Annotated in this window: 15 protein-coding genes; all 15 read right to left on the bottom strand. The window is 49.5% G+C overall.

The genetic code is table 11. The features are described 5' to 3' along the window. Positions 1 to 37: 37 nt before the first annotated feature. Positions 38 to 1,072, bottom strand: coding sequence for a glycosyltransferase (locus NT073_RS31760; protein WP_297382124.1), 1,035 nt, complete (start codon positions 1,070 to 1,072; stop codon positions 38 to 40). A 14-nt stretch (positions 1,073 to 1,086) separates the two neighbouring features. Then, entirely contained in the window at positions 1,087 to 2,388 is a 1,302-nt protein-coding gene (locus tag NT073_RS31755) for a polysaccharide biosynthesis protein (protein WP_297382122.1), read from the bottom strand. A gap of 165 nt (positions 2,389 to 2,553) precedes the next feature. Continuing rightward, complete coding sequence (locus NT073_RS31750; protein WP_297382120.1) at positions 2,554 to 3,036, bottom strand: UpxY family transcription antiterminator; 483 nt, start codon at positions 3,034 to 3,036, stop codon at positions 2,554 to 2,556. 50 nt (positions 3,037 to 3,086) lie between these two features. Next, positions 3,087 to 5,405, bottom strand: coding sequence for a polysaccharide biosynthesis tyrosine autokinase (locus NT073_RS31745; RefSeq protein ID WP_297382118.1), 2,319 nt, complete (start codon positions 5,403 to 5,405; stop codon positions 3,087 to 3,089). 47 nt (positions 5,406 to 5,452) lie between these two features. After that, complete coding sequence (locus tag NT073_RS31740) at positions 5,453 to 6,283, bottom strand: polysaccharide biosynthesis/export family protein (RefSeq protein WP_297382116.1); 831 nt, start codon at positions 6,281 to 6,283, stop codon at positions 5,453 to 5,455. A 47-nt stretch (positions 6,284 to 6,330) separates the two neighbouring features. Further along, the gene (locus NT073_RS31735) at positions 6,331 to 7,029 is read right to left on the bottom strand and encodes a sugar transferase (protein ID WP_297382114.1); all 699 of its coding nucleotides are present in this window, start codon (positions 7,027 to 7,029) and stop codon (positions 6,331 to 6,333) included. A 1,069-nt stretch (positions 7,030 to 8,098) separates the two neighbouring features. Continuing rightward, on the bottom strand, positions 8,099 to 9,271 hold the full coding sequence (locus tag NT073_RS31730) for a site-2 protease family protein (RefSeq protein ID WP_297382113.1): 1,173 nt from the start codon (positions 9,269 to 9,271) through the stop codon (positions 8,099 to 8,101). Positions 9,272 to 9,274: 3 nt separating this feature from the next. Continuing rightward, complete coding sequence (locus NT073_RS31725; RefSeq protein ID WP_297382112.1) at positions 9,275 to 9,913, bottom strand: hypothetical protein; 639 nt, start codon at positions 9,911 to 9,913, stop codon at positions 9,275 to 9,277. Between the two features lie 2 nt (positions 9,914 to 9,915). After that, complete coding sequence (locus tag NT073_RS31720; RefSeq protein ID WP_297382110.1) at positions 9,916 to 10,404, bottom strand: sigma-70 family RNA polymerase sigma factor; 489 nt, start codon at positions 10,402 to 10,404, stop codon at positions 9,916 to 9,918. A 17-nt stretch (positions 10,405 to 10,421) separates the two neighbouring features. Continuing rightward, a complete protein-coding gene (locus NT073_RS31715; protein ID WP_297382109.1) occupies positions 10,422 to 11,279 on the bottom strand; it encodes a TraB/GumN family protein in 858 nt (285 codons plus the stop codon). Positions 11,280 to 11,435: 156 nt separating this feature from the next. Further along, positions 11,436 to 12,320 (bottom strand): flavin reductase family protein, encoded by an 885-nt coding sequence (locus NT073_RS31710; RefSeq protein ID WP_297382108.1) that lies wholly within the window; start codon positions 12,318 to 12,320, stop codon positions 11,436 to 11,438. Further along, on the bottom strand, positions 12,313 to 12,969 hold the full coding sequence (locus tag NT073_RS31705; protein ID WP_297382107.1) for a hypothetical protein: 657 nt from the start codon (positions 12,967 to 12,969) through the stop codon (positions 12,313 to 12,315). The genes NT073_RS31710 and NT073_RS31705 overlap by 8 nt, the downstream gene beginning before the upstream one ends. Next, a complete protein-coding gene (locus NT073_RS31700; RefSeq protein ID WP_297382106.1) occupies positions 12,966 to 13,448 on the bottom strand; it encodes a hypothetical protein in 483 nt (160 codons plus the stop codon). The genes NT073_RS31705 and NT073_RS31700 overlap by 4 nt, the downstream gene beginning before the upstream one ends. Positions 13,449 to 13,540: 92 nt before the next feature. Then, a complete protein-coding gene (gene fahA / locus NT073_RS31695; RefSeq protein WP_297382105.1) occupies positions 13,541 to 14,713 on the bottom strand; it encodes a fumarylacetoacetase in 1,173 nt (390 codons plus the stop codon). A gap of 15 nt (positions 14,714 to 14,728) precedes the next feature. Beyond that, positions 14,729 to 15,166 (bottom strand): MarR family winged helix-turn-helix transcriptional regulator, encoded by a 438-nt coding sequence (locus tag NT073_RS31690; protein WP_297382104.1) that lies wholly within the window; start codon positions 15,164 to 15,166, stop codon positions 14,729 to 14,731. Positions 15,167 to 15,216 lie beyond the last annotated feature (50 nt).

Below are 15,216 nucleotides of genomic sequence, written 5' to 3'. Positions count from 1 at the left end.
CCGATTCGACAGGTGAATCAGGTGTGATCAATATGACTTAGTTATTATAGGAGGTACGGTAAAAATCCATTGGTTTCAGGAAGCCTTCGAGGGTGTCTTTGGCCAGTTTGCCGCGACGCTGGTATTCTGTTTCGTCCATGGTGGCAGCCATCTGCATACAACGCGCCAGGCCTTCCACATCGCCCGGCTCAACAATCAGCGAAGCCGCTCCACCCGCTTCGGGTAATCCCCCGTCGCGTGTAACGATAGACGGTACTCCTACGCTGCGGGCTTCGATGGGTGTAAGACCCAAATCTTCCTGCGTCCGGGCGGGGGCCAGCAGCCAGCGCGTCGACGACAGGTACTTTTGTTTGGTCGCGTCGTCGACGAAGCCCGGCATATTTACATGCTTGATCTTCAGTTCGTCGATCATCGACAGCACGACCGGTTTCAGTGGCCCGTCGCCCAGGATGGTGAGCGGATATTCGTTTGGGTCGAAATTGCCGAGGGCGTACGCTTTCAGGATTTCCTGAATGCCTTTGTTTTCGATCCAACGACCTACAAACAGGAACCCTTTGCGCTGTTCGGGCGGGCACCAGGCGGTTGGTAGCCGACATACGGTGGGCACACAATCGCTGTTGCTGGATTTTTTGCCATTCTCCCAGGTGCCCCATACAAAGTTGGAGTTGAACCACCGGCGGTAAGCGAACCGGATGGAGAAACGCCAAATCAGGTTGTGCAGGTTGAGTTCGGGCAGACGACGGTTATGCACGGTCAGGAAGACTTTCTTCGACATGAACCGGGCTGGAAAAACAATATCGGGCGGCATGTTCTGCACGTGCAGCACATCGGCCCATTTCAACAGGTCAACTAATTCTTTGGAACCTCGCCGAACAAAATAGACCTGTTTGCAAACCGCTTCAGCCGACTGTACCAGGTTTTCGACCGCGTCTGCACCTTCAATTATTTTAAAACACAATTTGACATCGAATTCCTCCCAGGAAGAAGCTGCTTCGGCCAGTGCGATCATGTAGGCTTCAATACCTCCGTAAACACCCTGAGATGAGCCGATGATGAGCAGGTTTTTTTTCATTGCAGATTCGTAGTTTAGTTGGCGTCGTTCTTAATGGTCACAATTCGGTGAATCCCGTACGCCAGGTGCATGATCAGATGCACGATACTTGTGAATATGTTGAGCCAGAAAATCCCTTTGAGGGTCGATACATCAATGATGGACACCCCGGCGATTATAGCCCCGATACTAATGGTGATAGAGATGGCGGGGTTAATGACCCAGCCTCTGCACGTGCACAGAAAAAACGAGGAGGTGGCAATGAAGCTGATCGTGCTGCCTACCATCATGATAATCAGTTCGCTGGTCAGACCCGTATACTGTGGACCCAGAATGGTCAGGATCGGCCCCGAAAAGAGAACCACGCCCCCAACAATGCAAAGGCCCAGAACCACCAGCCCGGCCTGAATTTTCAGGTACTGCTGAAGGACTATCGTTTTGACGGCTGGTGTGCGGCTGAAAAAAGGTAGTACCAGCGATCCGAATAATACGGTAAACAACGTCAGGGCAACCGGCAGCCGACCTAAGGCACCGGCCTGCGCCACACCCGCCGTTGAGCCGTAAATGGAAATAAGCCAAATTGTAAGCTGCCCCGACACGCAGTAGTAGATTGCTTCGGGGAGCAACCGTTTGACCATGTAGAGAATCTCTTTCTGGTCGGTCAGGTTAATGGCCTGTGTGGTGTCGGCAAAGACCGATGATATTTTGCGAATCCGTCGGTTGGCCCAGATCTGGGGCAGACCCGCCGACAAGATGGCGATGAAGGTGACCGGAAAGGTGAATATGCTCAGGCTGAGTAAGACCAACCGGCTCAGGGCAACACCCACCTGTATTTTTTGCAGCGGAGCCACCTCCTGATGCAGCTTCGGCGCAATTTCCAGCAACGTACCCGACAGCGACGTAAAGAAGGCCGGAATCAGGGCCAGTACAATGAGTATCGACATTGTCCAGCTGGCGTCGTGGTGGTGCAGCAGGTAAACCAGTATGGGTAAGGCAATGCACAGGCTCACGACGGCGAATTTTTTCCGCAGGTTAAAGCCTGTTGCCAGTACTTCGCCCAACCGCTGCCGGTCTTGCCATACTTTGCCCCCTTTGGCCATCACCCCTGTCGAGATGCCGCCATCGGCCAGTACCGTCATGGTGCCCAGCATGGTATTGGCCAGCGTATACAACGCATACTCCTGCGTGGGCAGCAGACGAATCACCAGAATACCGCTGATGAAACCAATCGCCTGAACCGTTACCTGGGCAGTCCCCGTAATTGAGACAAGCTTTATCCAATGCCATAATTTAGCATAAGAAGGATTATTGGTTAACTGCGAAAGGACTGCCTTCATAAAGTGAGTTACGTCTTAAAATCAGCCCGGTATGGTATGATGCCGGGGCCTGTTTGTATGGCTCCGCCCTTTCAGTCCCATCCGGGGACCTAAATCGGGCAAAAACCAGGGTACTGTATGCTTATTCTTACTGGGTACGCTTACTTGAACCTGACCGACGGATGCTTATCCGACAATAGCGGTAGTGGCCAGATCTACCTTCAATACCATCTGGAGTGACTCCAGCATAACGGTGACGATCCGGCCATCCTGACGCACAACGGTACCAATCGAGTCGCGGAACGAACCCGATTTGATGGTCAGTTGAGTGCCAGGATGTAATGGTTTAATATGAATCAATTCATGATCGACTTCGGCCAGCATCGTCTTGATGGAGTCGATCTCGGCATCGCGAACGATGGCTGGTTTGCCTTCCCAGAACAGGTACCGAACTAGGCCGGGTACCGAGAATACCTCGTGTCGTCGGCGTTCATCCAGCTTCACAAAACAATAGGAGCGAAACAGAGGCTCTTCAACCACTTTAACCCGGTCCGACCATTGGCGGGAGCGTTTGATCATAGGGCAGTACACCTCTATGTTCTTTGCCCGTAGTTTTTCCGCAACGATCTTCTCATTTCGAGACTTTGTATAAAGAACGAACCAAGGCATAATCTTAACGTTTGTTGAGTAATGGGCTGGTTTACAGCCTGTAGCAACGCTTAGTACGCTTTGCGCTTCGGGTAGCTATACCCATAGCCGAAATCCTCACTGTTGGGATAGTTGACGGCGTTGACAATGACGTTCAGCGATTTGAACTTGTGGCTGTCGTTTAAATTGGACAGCAAACGCATATAATTGCGTGGCGTGTACTCGTGGCGGACAACGTAAAAAGCGGTATCCGCGTAGGGTCCCAGCAGCGTGGCATCGGCCAGCATACTTACCGGGGGCGTATCCAGAACAATGTAATCGAACTCGCTTCGTAGCTGGTCGAGCAAGACCTGAATACGTCCGTTCGACAGCAGCTCGGTTGGGTTATTGGGAATTGGGCCGCTTGCTATGAAATATAGGTTGGGGTGAACCTGCGTTTGCTGAATCAACTGCTCGTGGCCAATCCGGCCGTCCAGGTAGCTGGAGATACCCGGCTTGTCGAGCTGAGTCATGTTCAGGTACTGAGCCGTTTGTGGCTTGCGCAGGTCCAGTTCCAGCACGATCACCTTTTTGTTGAGCAACGCCAGGCTCAGGGCCAGATTGATGCTCACAAAGCTCTTGCCTTCACCACTGACGGATGAGGTGATCAGAATCACCTGCCCGTCTACGCTGCCATCTTCGCGGGCGGCATACTGCAAATTGGCCCGCAGAATTTTAAACTGCTCGGCAATGAGCGAGTGGCTGGTCAGGTCAACGATGTTGTTCTTGAGCTGCTTTGGTTTTCTAGTGATTTCACCGAATACAACAACCCCCGTTTCTTCTTCAATTTCTTTCCGCGACTGCACTTTGTCGTTCATCAGGCCACGGGCACTGATAAACCCGGCCGGAATCAGCAAACCGGCAAAGATGGCCAGCATGTAAATGCTGCTGCGGTTTGGCTTAACAGGACCCGGAGAGCTGTAAGGCGCATCCATAACCCGGCTGTCCGTAACCGTAGGGGCGTGTGCGATGGCGGTTTCTTCTTTTTTCTGGAGCAGGAGCAGGTACAGATTTTCCTTGATGGCCTGCTGGCGTTTGATATTCACAAACTCGCGCTCCTTGCGAGGAATGGTTCGGATCGACGAGTTGAACCGCCCGTTCTGCTGTTTCAGGCTGCTTTGCGTGACGAGCAGATTCTGCCGCTGGTTGTTGACATAGTCGCGGATGGACGCTTTCGTACTGGCAATCTGTGCTTCAATCGTTTGCCGGTACGGGTTATCGGGTTGCGTAGTCCGGCTGTATTTCTCTTCCTGCGAACCCAGGTCACTGAGTTTCTTCAACAGGCCACCCAGTACGGCATCGTTGCCCATTGCTGTAGCGGGGGCCACGCCGTTCTGGCTACTCTTTAAATACGATTCAACGCCGTTCAACACCCTGAGTTGAATTTCAACGTCGTTCAGTTTGGCGTCGTTGTCTTTTACCGATTCCAGAAACAAGTTTCCTTCGGTACTTAGGTCGGTTATACCGGCCTCACTTTTATAGGATTCAACATTTTTTTCAACGTTGCCCAACTCGCTGGTAATCAGCCGAAGGCGCTCGTCGATAAACTGCATGGTATTGGCCGCTTCCTTGTTTTTGTCCGCCAGGGCCGCAAAAGTGTATTCGTCCATCAACTTGCCTAAAATCGCTTTCCCTTTCGATGGTACCGGCGTTTCCATGCCCAGTTTGAGAACCGTACTCTTCTGGTTGTTTAACTCTACTTTAACGGCAGATTGATATTGCTGGACAGTTACCTCTTTATCATAAAAAGCAACATTAATTACATCTTTTTCGGGCTTATAGAGCGAATCGATATACGTTATGTTAAACGTACCATAATCACTTTTTGCCAGCTCATTAAAACTGTATTTGCCTTTAGTTTTTCCTTCTTCATCCAGCAATTCGTATTGCTTTGGATTTAGAATATGGACCGAAACAGGACCTGCATAGGCGGCAGGAGTTAATTTAATGGGCCGTACATGAATGGGCGATTCGTCGTAAATTTCTTCATTATCCCGAACGGCTCCTTTTTGAAAATAACCAACGGTCAAATTCAGATCATCGACCACACGTTGAATTAATGTTCTGGACTTTAATGTTTCAATTTCGTTTTCGATATTTTTCTCGCTTACCTTCGTATTTTCGCTCTTAATAATATCTTCGCCGATCATCCCTTTATCTTCTTTTTTGATAAGGATGGCTGCGTTAACCTGGTAAATTGGTGTTGTGGTCCGAAGGTAATAATAGGCACCACCTAAGGTGGCTACCAGAGCAATAACAAACCAGTACCAGTTGCGTAAATACTTCGAAAAAAATAAGCGTATATTTACGGGCTTATTTGGCGTCGAATTAGTATACTGATTATCGATCATTTCTAGTTGTATTTATAACGTGAGTGGCTCGTTTACTGCTGTAAAATCTATCTGAGCAGGATATTGGCCAGGAATAATAAGGTAGACGTTATACCCAGGTAAATAGGTAATAACTGAACCGTCCGGTCGGCCGATGTAAGCTTGCCGCTGCGTGGTTCGATGTAGACAACGTCATTGTTTTGAACAAAGAAATAAGGAGAGTTCAGAACATTCCGTGAGGTCAGGTCCAACCGGATAACTTCGCGTTTCGCACCATTCATCCGAATCAACATTACGTTGTCCCGACGGCCATAAACGGTTAAATCACCGGCCATTCCCAGCAGGTCGGGCAGCGTTGTTTTATTATCGAGTAAACTGAAAATTCCGGGGCGGTTAACCTCGCCAAGCACCGTGACTTTGTAGTTCAATTGACGAACCGTCACAGACGGATTGGTCAGGTATTTTCCAAGTTTTTCGACCAGGAGTTTATTGGCATCTTTAATAGTCAGGCCCACTAATTTTACGTTACCAACGAGTGGAACATTAACGTTACCGGCATCGTCGACCATGTAGCCCAATGGCTGCTGTCCCTGCGTTGTTGCACCTGGAAAAATCGTTAGATTGAGCGGGTGAACATTGGGGAAATTGATAAGCTCATTCGATTCTTCGCTCAGGCTGGTTACTACAATGGCCAGAATATCACCAGATTCAATTGCTGATTGTGAGGGGGTTACCGGTTGTAGTGTGCTGTACCGGGCGGTGTCCAGTTGAGTTCCTCCTTGAAAGTAGGTGACTGATTTTGTGGATGTGCAGGAGTAAAAGAAAAACAGTAGAAAACCAAAGTTTACTAAGGCTATTCTCGATCTGCTAATACGTATGTTTTTAGTCAATATGGTCATGTCAATACATTGTCGGTGAAAAATACACACTCAAGTAGGTGCCCTGTTTACCAGGCATTTTTATCACCTTCAAGCATCGTTTTAATGGTGAGGATAAATATTTTTATATCGAACAGAAAACTTCTCTGCTTGATATAAAAAAGGTCGTAGCGAACGCGATGATCCATTTTCTGAGATTTCTCGGTTTCACCGCGTGCTCCACGTACCTGAGCAAGACCCGTAATACCCGGCTTGATACGATACCGATTTCTGTACGTCATGGATGTCCAGTAAAGCACATCATGTTGTACCGCATGTGGACGAGGGCCTACGATGCTCATGCTGCCCAACAAGACATTGATAAACTGAGGCAGTTCATCCAGGTTAGTTTTTCGGAGAAACCGGCCAACCCGCGTTACCCGGTCGTCATTGAGGCTGGTCTGGCGAAATTCGGTCTGCTTGATGTTGTACATCGTCCGAAACTTTATACACGGAAAGCAGGCACCTTTATAACCTGTTCTGGGCTGTATAAAAAATATCGATCCCGGCGAGTCAATAAAAATAATGATCCCGATTATTGGTAACAGCCAGCTTAAAACAAAGACAATAGCCGCTGCGGAAATTAATATATCAACAAGACGTTTACCTACGATCAAATAGAAAGAGTTGGATTCATCAACAACGAAGCTTTCGTCCTCTATCCACTGTAGGTACAGATTGCTTGTTGGTTTGGTTGAGAGGTAAAATTTAGAAAGAATGTTTTCCATGTTTCCTGGGCTAAAGTTTGGTGATACTTCGATTGTGTCTAGCTCACATTCTTTATTGATTTTTCCTGAAGAAACGGTTGAGTTTGTCATTGCCTAAGAGCGGTGTATGAAAGCTACTGCGAATAAAAAAAATTATAGAGCAAGTTTGTGCAGTAACTTTGTTGGGAAATTATCGACCAGCTTTTTGACGCCTGCCTTTGTGCCTCGCTTTAACTTTAGACGTTGAATTCGTCACAAAATTACCTGAGTAGCAGTAAGAAAATAGGATAAATTATCTAATGGGACTTTTACAATAATTGTAAAAAATGTTACCAAAATGCCCTTAATTGAGGTATTTAGAAAAATATATGTTACCTGTATTCTTTTTAATTGGGGTAAATGTAAATTTTTGTAGTCTTTTAAATTTTTATGTAAACAAAGCTACTAACACAAAGGAGAGAAATTATAGTATTTTATTTATAGCCAGCTCTGAAAAAAAAATTCGCTTACCTAGAAAATTTTTTTAAGCAGTTTTACGCTCTCTGCGATTGCTTGACCTTATGGGGAAATTATATAACTATTCCGCTAAGCTTCATTTTTCCATACTTGTCCGTTTAAAGGCTCTGCTGTATAAGATGTAGCCAATAATTTAAGCACTGAATTCGGCTGAAAGGAGTTTAAGGACTTGATGTTATTCGTAAAGTATTAATATATAAATGGCTATAAGGCAGCTTATTGTCTAGTAGTAACCAGGCAGGAGAATAGGTTATTTGTCCTGTTTTGCTATCGGCATCTAACAGTCCTTTTGAAGATTATACTAAAGAGTGTTTTAGATTAAGAAATTGTTACGGGGCATAAAAGTAAAATAGTACACGGTTTATTTGTGGTCACATATTGTATTTTACGGAGATTAGAATTCATTTGGTTTTCGTGTTGTTAACTGTTGAATCTGATTGAAGATGCACTTTGTAATCGATAGGTGGAATTGGCGCAAGCTGCTTGTAAAATGGGTGAGAAGCGCCTGTTTTTAGGGCTGGTTCGCAAGAAAATAGTAAGCTGAAATACCGGAAAAATACCACAATCGTACCACTTAAATGGGCCGTTTTACGGCTAGTAAAAGTTGATCCAGCAACTGTGCATATAAACGGTCTTCTGCCTTATAAATAGGAGTCGGCAGCCGCAAAATTCCCTGCTGAATGTCTTGCATAGCCGTTTCCAGAGTTAAATCAGCAAGTGCAATTGCGGCCTTTACCAGACAGGTTTGTACAGATGGTTTCATTTCCGGGTCTGGCTTAATTTGCTTCCATACTTGCCGGGCTTGTATAGCATCATGCCCTATATAAGCATGAGCAAATGCCAGTTCTTTCCAGATTTCCTGCCTGAAAAGCCGGGGTTGCTCATGAGCCAGATCATTGGCGGTGCAGATATGCCGGTAAGCCTCAGCCAACTCATTTCGGTCTAGGTGGCGATAATAGGCAAGTGTATGGGCATAGGTTTGAAAAAAGGTCTCTTTCTCCGTAAGAAGCAAATCGAGCTGCTCACTATCCAGCTCTCTGTAAGGTCGCCCCGACATGGAATGGGCCAGCGTCTCCAAAACAGCCTGCTCGACCTGCCCTATATGCCCGCCCCGAATGAGCCGGAAAAAACGCGCCCGATCGGTATAGAAAACGCCCGTTCGGTTGGGAACCGTAGTTGCTAAAAATAATGCGAGTGACGTAATGGAAAAGACAAGGCCAAAAATCAGGCTACAACGTAGTAGAACAGAGGTAGACACCGCCGGGTGGCCGATCCCCATGTAGATAAACCACAGGACAAGTGCGCCGGTTAGCAGGCTGGTGAGTGGTCCGGCCAGTACGACCCAGGCAAAGCGCTGGCGCAGGTCGGTCGTTTGCTGCGTGGGCAGGGTGGCCGCTACCCCGCCAAAAAGCTGAGCATCGCGGTTTAGGTACCAGTCAACGCGGTCTGTTTGTGTGTTTCGCCGAATTCCCAGAAAACCCGCTACGTAGAGGTGAAACCGAAACCCCTGCACCAGTCCGGTCAGTAAATGGCCTAACTCATGAATGGCCAGTGCTGCCCAGAGGGCTACCAGGCCCAGTATTAGCTTCGCTGTCGTTTCAGCCGGCCCTGCCGACGATTGCAAAACATGTTTAAGTAAGTCTTTCGGGAAAAGTTGGAAGGCAAATTTTCCCATGCCGAAGCCAACTGCTCCCCCAACAAGGCCACCCAGTATTACCTGAATAAGGGCACGCTTTTTCTTTTCCATCGTCTAATCGTCTAACTCGGTTAAACAAGTTTTTAACTGATCGAGATGGCGTCCGTAAAGCCATCTTATGTATGCTTTTACGAGAAAAAGAAAGCCAACCAGGCCCGCGACCAGAATGGCCAGCAGAATAAAAACAGCGGTTTTTGACAGTGCCAGGCTGTCCAGCGGAAGCAAAAGCGGATCATGTATCCGCTGAGCGGCCACCGTATAGCCGATATATGCCCCCAGGAAAAAACAGATGGGCACTACCCATAGGCAATAGCTGAAATACATTCGGATGAATCGTTCGACAACCTGAATCTGATGCCGTAAATGAGTACGCAGGTCGGTAACGTCGGGCCGAATCATTTGCCTGAGCTGCCAATACTGCCAGCTAAAGCCAACGATTTGTGTAATACTGATGATACCGATAATACCCGTCAGCCACCGGATGGTGTAGGAGTCGAGCCGGGTGACCAGAACCAGCATGACCAGAATGGATGCGATGGCTGTAATAACCTCCCAAAGTATATTACGGATGATTTTTTCAAGCGCTGTACGTGAGCGGCCCCGCAGGTGTTGTGTCAACTCCTGCGCTGATTTCTCCGGGCGGCCCTCCTGGAAACGAGCGTTGAATAAAGCGCCAAATTCGTCGAGTTCCATCGTTACAGGTGTTTCTTAACGGCTTCTTTCAGAAAAGTTTTGATACGGTTCATCCGAACGGCCACGTTATTGTCGGTCATGCCCAGCATCTGACCAATTGCTTTATAGTCGTACTGCTCCAGGTAAAGCATGACAACGGCCTTATCAATTTTGTTAAGATCGGCGATGGCCAGGTACATCGCCTTAAATTGCTGTTCGCTATCGTCGTCCGGTGCATCGGCGAGGGCCAGTTCGCCGTCCAGAATCTGCTGAGCGGGTTTTTTCTTTTCCTTACGGAAGTAGGAGATGGCCGTATTGAGCGCAACCTGATACAGCCAGGTCGTGAAGCGGGCGTCGTTTCGAAACATTGGCCACGACTTCCACGCGTTCAGCAGAATCTCCTGAAACAGGTCTTCGCGGTCGGTGGGGTTGTCAATATATAGGTGGCAGACCTTGTGGATAATCTTCTGATGCTGTCGGATGAGGTTGATGAACTCCGGCGCGGAAGACATAGCGTTTGTTGGGGCGGTTAGTTTACGGCTTTTACGGTGTAGCCTTTTTTGCGGAGTAATTCAATCACGCCCTTGTCGCCCCCGAGGTGTCCGGCACCAACGGCAATGAAAGTGGGCTTTTGTTTGACGGCCTGCTCAATCGTCGGAATCCAGTTGGCGTTGCGGTCGTTGAGCAATGCATTTTCATAACCGGCCATGTCGCTGAACTCACTCTGCCGCATCAGCTTTAGCAGCCCGTCGAGGTCCTGCGCTTTGTAGAGCGTAATCAACTGATTGAATTCTGTACGGGCCTTGTCCTGATTCCGGACCATATCTACCAGTTCGGTGGCTTGTTTCTCGACCGGAATTTTATCGAAAATGGCAAACTGCGACTCTACTGTTTCGAGTCCCAGAACCTCTTTCTTCTGCTCCGACGCCATTTTGGCGAAGGTCATGTCATACGATTCGGGCTGGCAGTTTAGCAGGGTCATGTAGTTCATCGACATTAGCGCCAGCGGTTTTAGCATTCCCAACTGATCGAGACCCGCGCCCATTTTGCTTTTATAGTAGTCACTAAGCAGGGTGTAATCTTCGGGTTTCAGCCACTCTTTGTAAGATTTGCCGCCTGTATTCATCATGCCCTTCTGCATCTTGGGCATCATCTGCGGATCGTCCATATCCAGTTCCAGATAAACCTGCTCCGTGCCCGACAATGCCTTTTTTGTCGGCTCGGTAATGGCAAAATCCGTAGGGCAGATGAGGTGAATGGTTCCGAAGAGGTACGACGGTTTGGTAAGCCCTTTGCCCGAAATCTCCCAAAGCATCGATTTGTTCTGGCCAAAGCCAAGCGTCGTCATCCCGGCGAAAGCAAGCGTTAGAAACAGTTTCTTAAACATGGTTGCTGCTTGTTAATGTTGTGTTTGACGGATGAGTCGCCGGATTGGCTGAAATATTACAGACTTGGTGAAAGTTTTTTTGTCTTACTTGAAAATTGATTGGCATGGGGACCGCAAGCCGGAGCCATGCGGTCCCCTATGCCAATCAATTCGCTTTTATCTTGCCAGCAGTGTTAGCCAGGCTTCTTTTATTTTGCGCTCGACTAGCAGGTTTTTGGCCCGCAAATGAAGCAGGTCGGGAAGGTATTGGCAACCATTTCGCGCTTCGTCAAATAGCTCCGTCAACGCACCGGATTCTTTAAAAGACGCCACTTCGTCGGCGGTAGGTAATGCCGAGATGCTGCCAAGTTTCCCCAGGTCATTCCCCGAGAGAATGGCGCTGTTGCGGATATTGACCGGAAGGGCATCTACGCCGATCCCTGTTTGCGGACGGGCCACTTCAAACAGCGCATCGCCCTGAGCACGGCAGTACCAGTCGCCACCCATCCGGGCAACGAGGTCGATCCGGTGCGGGTCGACGGTACCTTTTTCGGTGAAGATAGCCTCGTGAAAGTGCCCCGCTACCACTTCACAGATAACCAGATGCCCGGCTCCCGGTCCCTCTCCCGATGCGATGATCTGCTTCACGACACACTCAAAAACGGCGGGCGATTCGGCAACCCTCGGCGGACGAACCAGATCGGACGGAACAGCAGTAAATCCGGCTTTTTCGAATTCATTGACACCTCGCTCAAACTCAGCACTGGCCAGCGACATCTGCTCTACCATGGCGTAGTTAACCACATTGATAACTACCTCACCGACCTCTTCCAGGTTGAGTAGGGTATGTTTTTTGTGCCCGTGCCGGTTAATTGTCGGGGCAAAAACGAGCGTTGGCGGATTGTAGCCAAAAAGGTTGAAAAAGCTGAATGGACTCAGGTTGACAGTGCCATCGGTGGCTATGGTACTGGCGAAGGCAATGGGACGTGGCCCAATCGTACCGATCATATACCGGTAAAATTCGTTAGGGGGCACATCCGCCGGGCGAACAGTTTTAGTCATGTACTGAAGTGGCCGTTGGGCGCGGGTGAAGTTGGTATAACAAATGTATACCAACCCCAACACTATATACCAACGAATTACCCGCTACATGCCCAATTCCGGGGACAAAATACGCAGGCACGCCACCATCTTTAGGGCCAAACAGAGCGGCTGTTGTAATCCGGCCTGTCAGGCGCAGGGAAAACCGGGATGAGAGCGTCATCTGGTGTCCGAGCAGGCCCTCGACCCCAATGGCGGCATTGGTCCGGTTAGAAATGGGGCTTTCATAATCGCCGAATGTAGTACCTTTGAAGAAGTACGTGCCGGATTGGCGGTATATAGCAGCCAGCCCGTGCCAGCCAAGCACCAGCCCGCCAGGGCCTACGTTTTCAACCCCGATTTTGAGATAATAGCCTTCATCGTGGAGACGCATATTCCGAAAAATAGTGTCGGATTGGATACTGGTATAGCCGCCAGTAATGGATAGATAATTTGTTCTCAGGGGTATTTTAACGGTAGCTTCGGCCAATCGGTAGGCGTTATGGCCCGGCCGAACGACGGAGAAAAGGGGCTTCAGCACATCGACGCCAATGAGCGCCGAGGGCCTATTCTGCCCGAAACTCACTGAGGACGCAAGCAGTAGCCCGATACCAAGTAGCCGTGATTTCATAAGCGGATGACCAGTTCGATGTGCGTTTCCTGCGGGCTGCCGGGAAATGAACCGTTCCGATTTTGCCAGTACGATACGCTGGAAATAGTGCCCTGGGTCGTTTGGGCGGGTATTCCGTCGGGTTGGTATAAGTCCAGCACATAGCCGCACCGCTGATTTCGGTAGGCGAAGGAACGTCGGTAAAAAACGGTGACTGTATCCCGACGGCCATTGAGCTGAACTACGTATCGGCTCTGGTTGGCGTTAAGGTTAAGAGGTAGTTCGAGCCAGAGGGCACTCGTAACCGCTGACGTTGACAGGTCTTGTTTAGGCAGCGGATTTCGAGCGTTGAGGGCGTAAATCGTGTCGACCTTTGCGGGGTTTGTGAGTTGAAGTGACAAGTTGAGAAAGGGCTCTCTGGATGGGCCGCAATTCTCGCAGCTCATCAACGCCAGTGATAAGCCAAGCGCCGTCAATAACAAGGTAAACACAGGCCGCATAGGACACCAAAAGAATGTGGATAAGCAACTGACCCTCCATGGAATCGATTCGTTGGATTGGGTGAGTTTTATCGTCGCATTTTGGTCAGAAACTAAACGATTTTCCCCGTAACATCGCCAAGATCAACGCGTACGCCGTTTTTGAAGCCATGTCCCTGTAGTGTTACGGTATCGCCATTGGCCAGAAAGGTGCGAGCGGTTGTGTGAGATAAATGAAGGGGCCGTTCGCCGTTCCAGTTCAGCTCCAGCAGCGAGCCGTAACTGCCGGGCGTGTCGCCGGAAATAGTGCCGGTGGCCAGCAGATCGCCAATGCGGAGGTTGCAGCCACCAACCGTATGATGGGCAATCAGCTGGGCGAAGGTCCAGTAGAGGTACCTGGTATTGGAGCGGGAAATGCAGACGGTCTCGCCATCGGCAGTTTGTAGTGCCACAGCCAGTTCAAGATCGAAGTGGCCCGGCGTATGGGTTTGCAGATAGGGCAGGGGCGTGGGTTCCTGCGGCATTCCCACCACCCGAAACGGTTCCAGCTCATCAAACGGCAACACCCAGGCCGACAAGCTCGACGCAAAATTCTTGCCCAGAAACGGTCCTAAGGGCTGGTATTCCCACCGCTGAATATCGCGCGCCGACCAGTCGTTGAACAAGGCAACCCCAAAAATATAGTTTTCCGCTTCTGCCACTTCAACAGGCTCGCCAAGGGGATTTTCTTTGCCGATAACGAGCGCCAGTTCCAGTTCGAAGTCCAGCGCCTTCGAAGGACCAAATGTCAATTGTCCGTCATCCATAAACTGGCCGCTGGGCCGTCGGATGGGCGTGCCGGATACAACAATCGACGACGACCGGCCATGGTAGCCTACCGGCAATTGTTTGTAATTGGGCAGGAGCGGGTCGCCCTGAGGGCGGAACATACGGCCCACGTTTTCGGCGTGGTGAATGCCCGCATAAAAATCGGTATAATCGCCAATACGAACGGGCAAGTGCATTTTCACCCGCGATTCGTGAATAAAAACCTGATCGTGAACATCGGTCAGGGCAGGGGCACCGTTGCCGAGTAATTCGTTTAGTCGCTGCCGAATAGCACGGTGGGCCGGTTTGCCCAGGGCAATAAAATCGTTTAGCGCCGGTTGGGCAAACACGGTTGGCTCGACGGACAGGTCATCGAAGTAACCGAGTAGACTCACGACTTCGAGGTCGAGCACGAAGTCTTTATGGTGTACACCCACGCGGGGGCTGGCAATGTCGTAACTAAAAATGCCGTAAAGCATAAGGCCCCAAACCGTTTACTCGCTGATATTGCTGTAAATAGAGTCCATGATTCGGACAAAGTGCTGATAATCTTCGTCGCTGAGGTCGCCCCAGCCTTTGCGTCGCATGGCCGATACAATGGGTAGTACTTCGTGGTACTTCGCTTCACCGGCCTCGGTCAGATACACCAGAAACTTCCGCCGGTCAGTATCGGCCATGCGCCGTTCCGTGAGGCCTTTCTGACTAAGCAGGTCAATGATGCGGGTAACAGTTGGCGCGTCTTTGGTCGTCATTTCCGAAATCGTATTCTGACTGATACCCGGATTTCGGAACAGGTGGTCGATCACCACCCACTGGTCGACGGTGAGTTCGAAACCCGCATCGGTAAACTGCTTTTGCAGGGCATTCCGGATTTTCTTGATTGTGGTGTCAATCTTAAAAAAATAAGCACGCGTATCGGATGGATGCGTCATTCGCTGAAGTCAAGTTTCGTCAGTTCTATTCAGGCTGTTCAGTGCGTGTT

The sequence above is a fragment of the Spirosoma sp. genome, from assembly GCF_026391055.1.
Lineage (GTDB): Bacteria > Bacteroidota > Bacteroidia > Cytophagales > Spirosomataceae > Spirosoma.
Note: the sequence above shows the minus strand (reverse complement) of the source record. Positions and strands in the feature narration are given on the sequence as shown.

What these genes read in the sequence shown, in the direction of transcription:
- NT073_RS31760 (WP_297382124.1), bottom strand. Translation starts at nt 1,072, where the DNA reads ATGAAAAAAAACCTGCTCATCATCGGCTCATCTCAGGGTGTTTACGGA.
- NT073_RS31755 (WP_297382122.1), bottom strand. Translation starts at nt 2,388, where the DNA reads ATGAAGGCAGTCCTTTCGCAGTTAACCAATAATCCTTCTTATGCTAAA.
- NT073_RS31750 (WP_297382120.1), bottom strand. Translation starts at nt 3,036, where the DNA reads ATGCCTTGGTTCGTTCTTTATACAAAGTCTCGAAATGAGAAGATCGTT.
- NT073_RS31745 (WP_297382118.1), bottom strand. Translation starts at nt 5,405, where the DNA reads ATGATCGATAATCAGTATACTAATTCGACGCCAAATAAGCCCGTAAAT.
- NT073_RS31740 (WP_297382116.1), bottom strand. Translation starts at nt 6,283, where the DNA reads ATGACCATATTGACTAAAAACATACGTATTAGCAGATCGAGAATAGCC.
- NT073_RS31735 (WP_297382114.1), bottom strand. Translation starts at nt 7,029, where the DNA reads ATGGAAAACATTCTTTCTAAATTTTACCTCTCAACCAAACCAACAAGC.
- NT073_RS31730 (WP_297382113.1), bottom strand. Translation starts at nt 9,271, where the DNA reads ATGGAAAAGAAAAAGCGTGCCCTTATTCAGGTAATACTGGGTGGCCTT.
- NT073_RS31725 (WP_297382112.1), bottom strand. Translation starts at nt 9,913, where the DNA reads ATGGAACTCGACGAATTTGGCGCTTTATTCAACGCTCGTTTCCAGGAG.
- NT073_RS31720 (WP_297382110.1), bottom strand. Translation starts at nt 10,404, where the DNA reads ATGTCTTCCGCGCCGGAGTTCATCAACCTCATCCGACAGCATCAGAAG.
- NT073_RS31715 (WP_297382109.1), bottom strand. Translation starts at nt 11,279, where the DNA reads ATGTTTAAGAAACTGTTTCTAACGCTTGCTTTCGCCGGGATGACGACG.
- NT073_RS31710 (WP_297382108.1), bottom strand. Translation starts at nt 12,320, where the DNA reads ATGACTAAAACTGTTCGCCCGGCGGATGTGCCCCCTAACGAATTTTAC.
- NT073_RS31705 (WP_297382107.1), bottom strand. Translation starts at nt 12,969, where the DNA reads ATGAAATCACGGCTACTTGGTATCGGGCTACTGCTTGCGTCCTCAGTG.
- NT073_RS31700 (WP_297382106.1), bottom strand. Translation starts at nt 13,448, where the DNA reads ATGCGGCCTGTGTTTACCTTGTTATTGACGGCGCTTGGCTTATCACTG.
- fahA (WP_297382105.1), bottom strand. Translation starts at nt 14,713, where the DNA reads ATGCTTTACGGCATTTTTAGTTACGACATTGCCAGCCCCCGCGTGGGT.
- NT073_RS31690 (WP_297382104.1), bottom strand. Translation starts at nt 15,166, where the DNA reads ATGACGCATCCATCCGATACGCGTGCTTATTTTTTTAAGATTGACACC.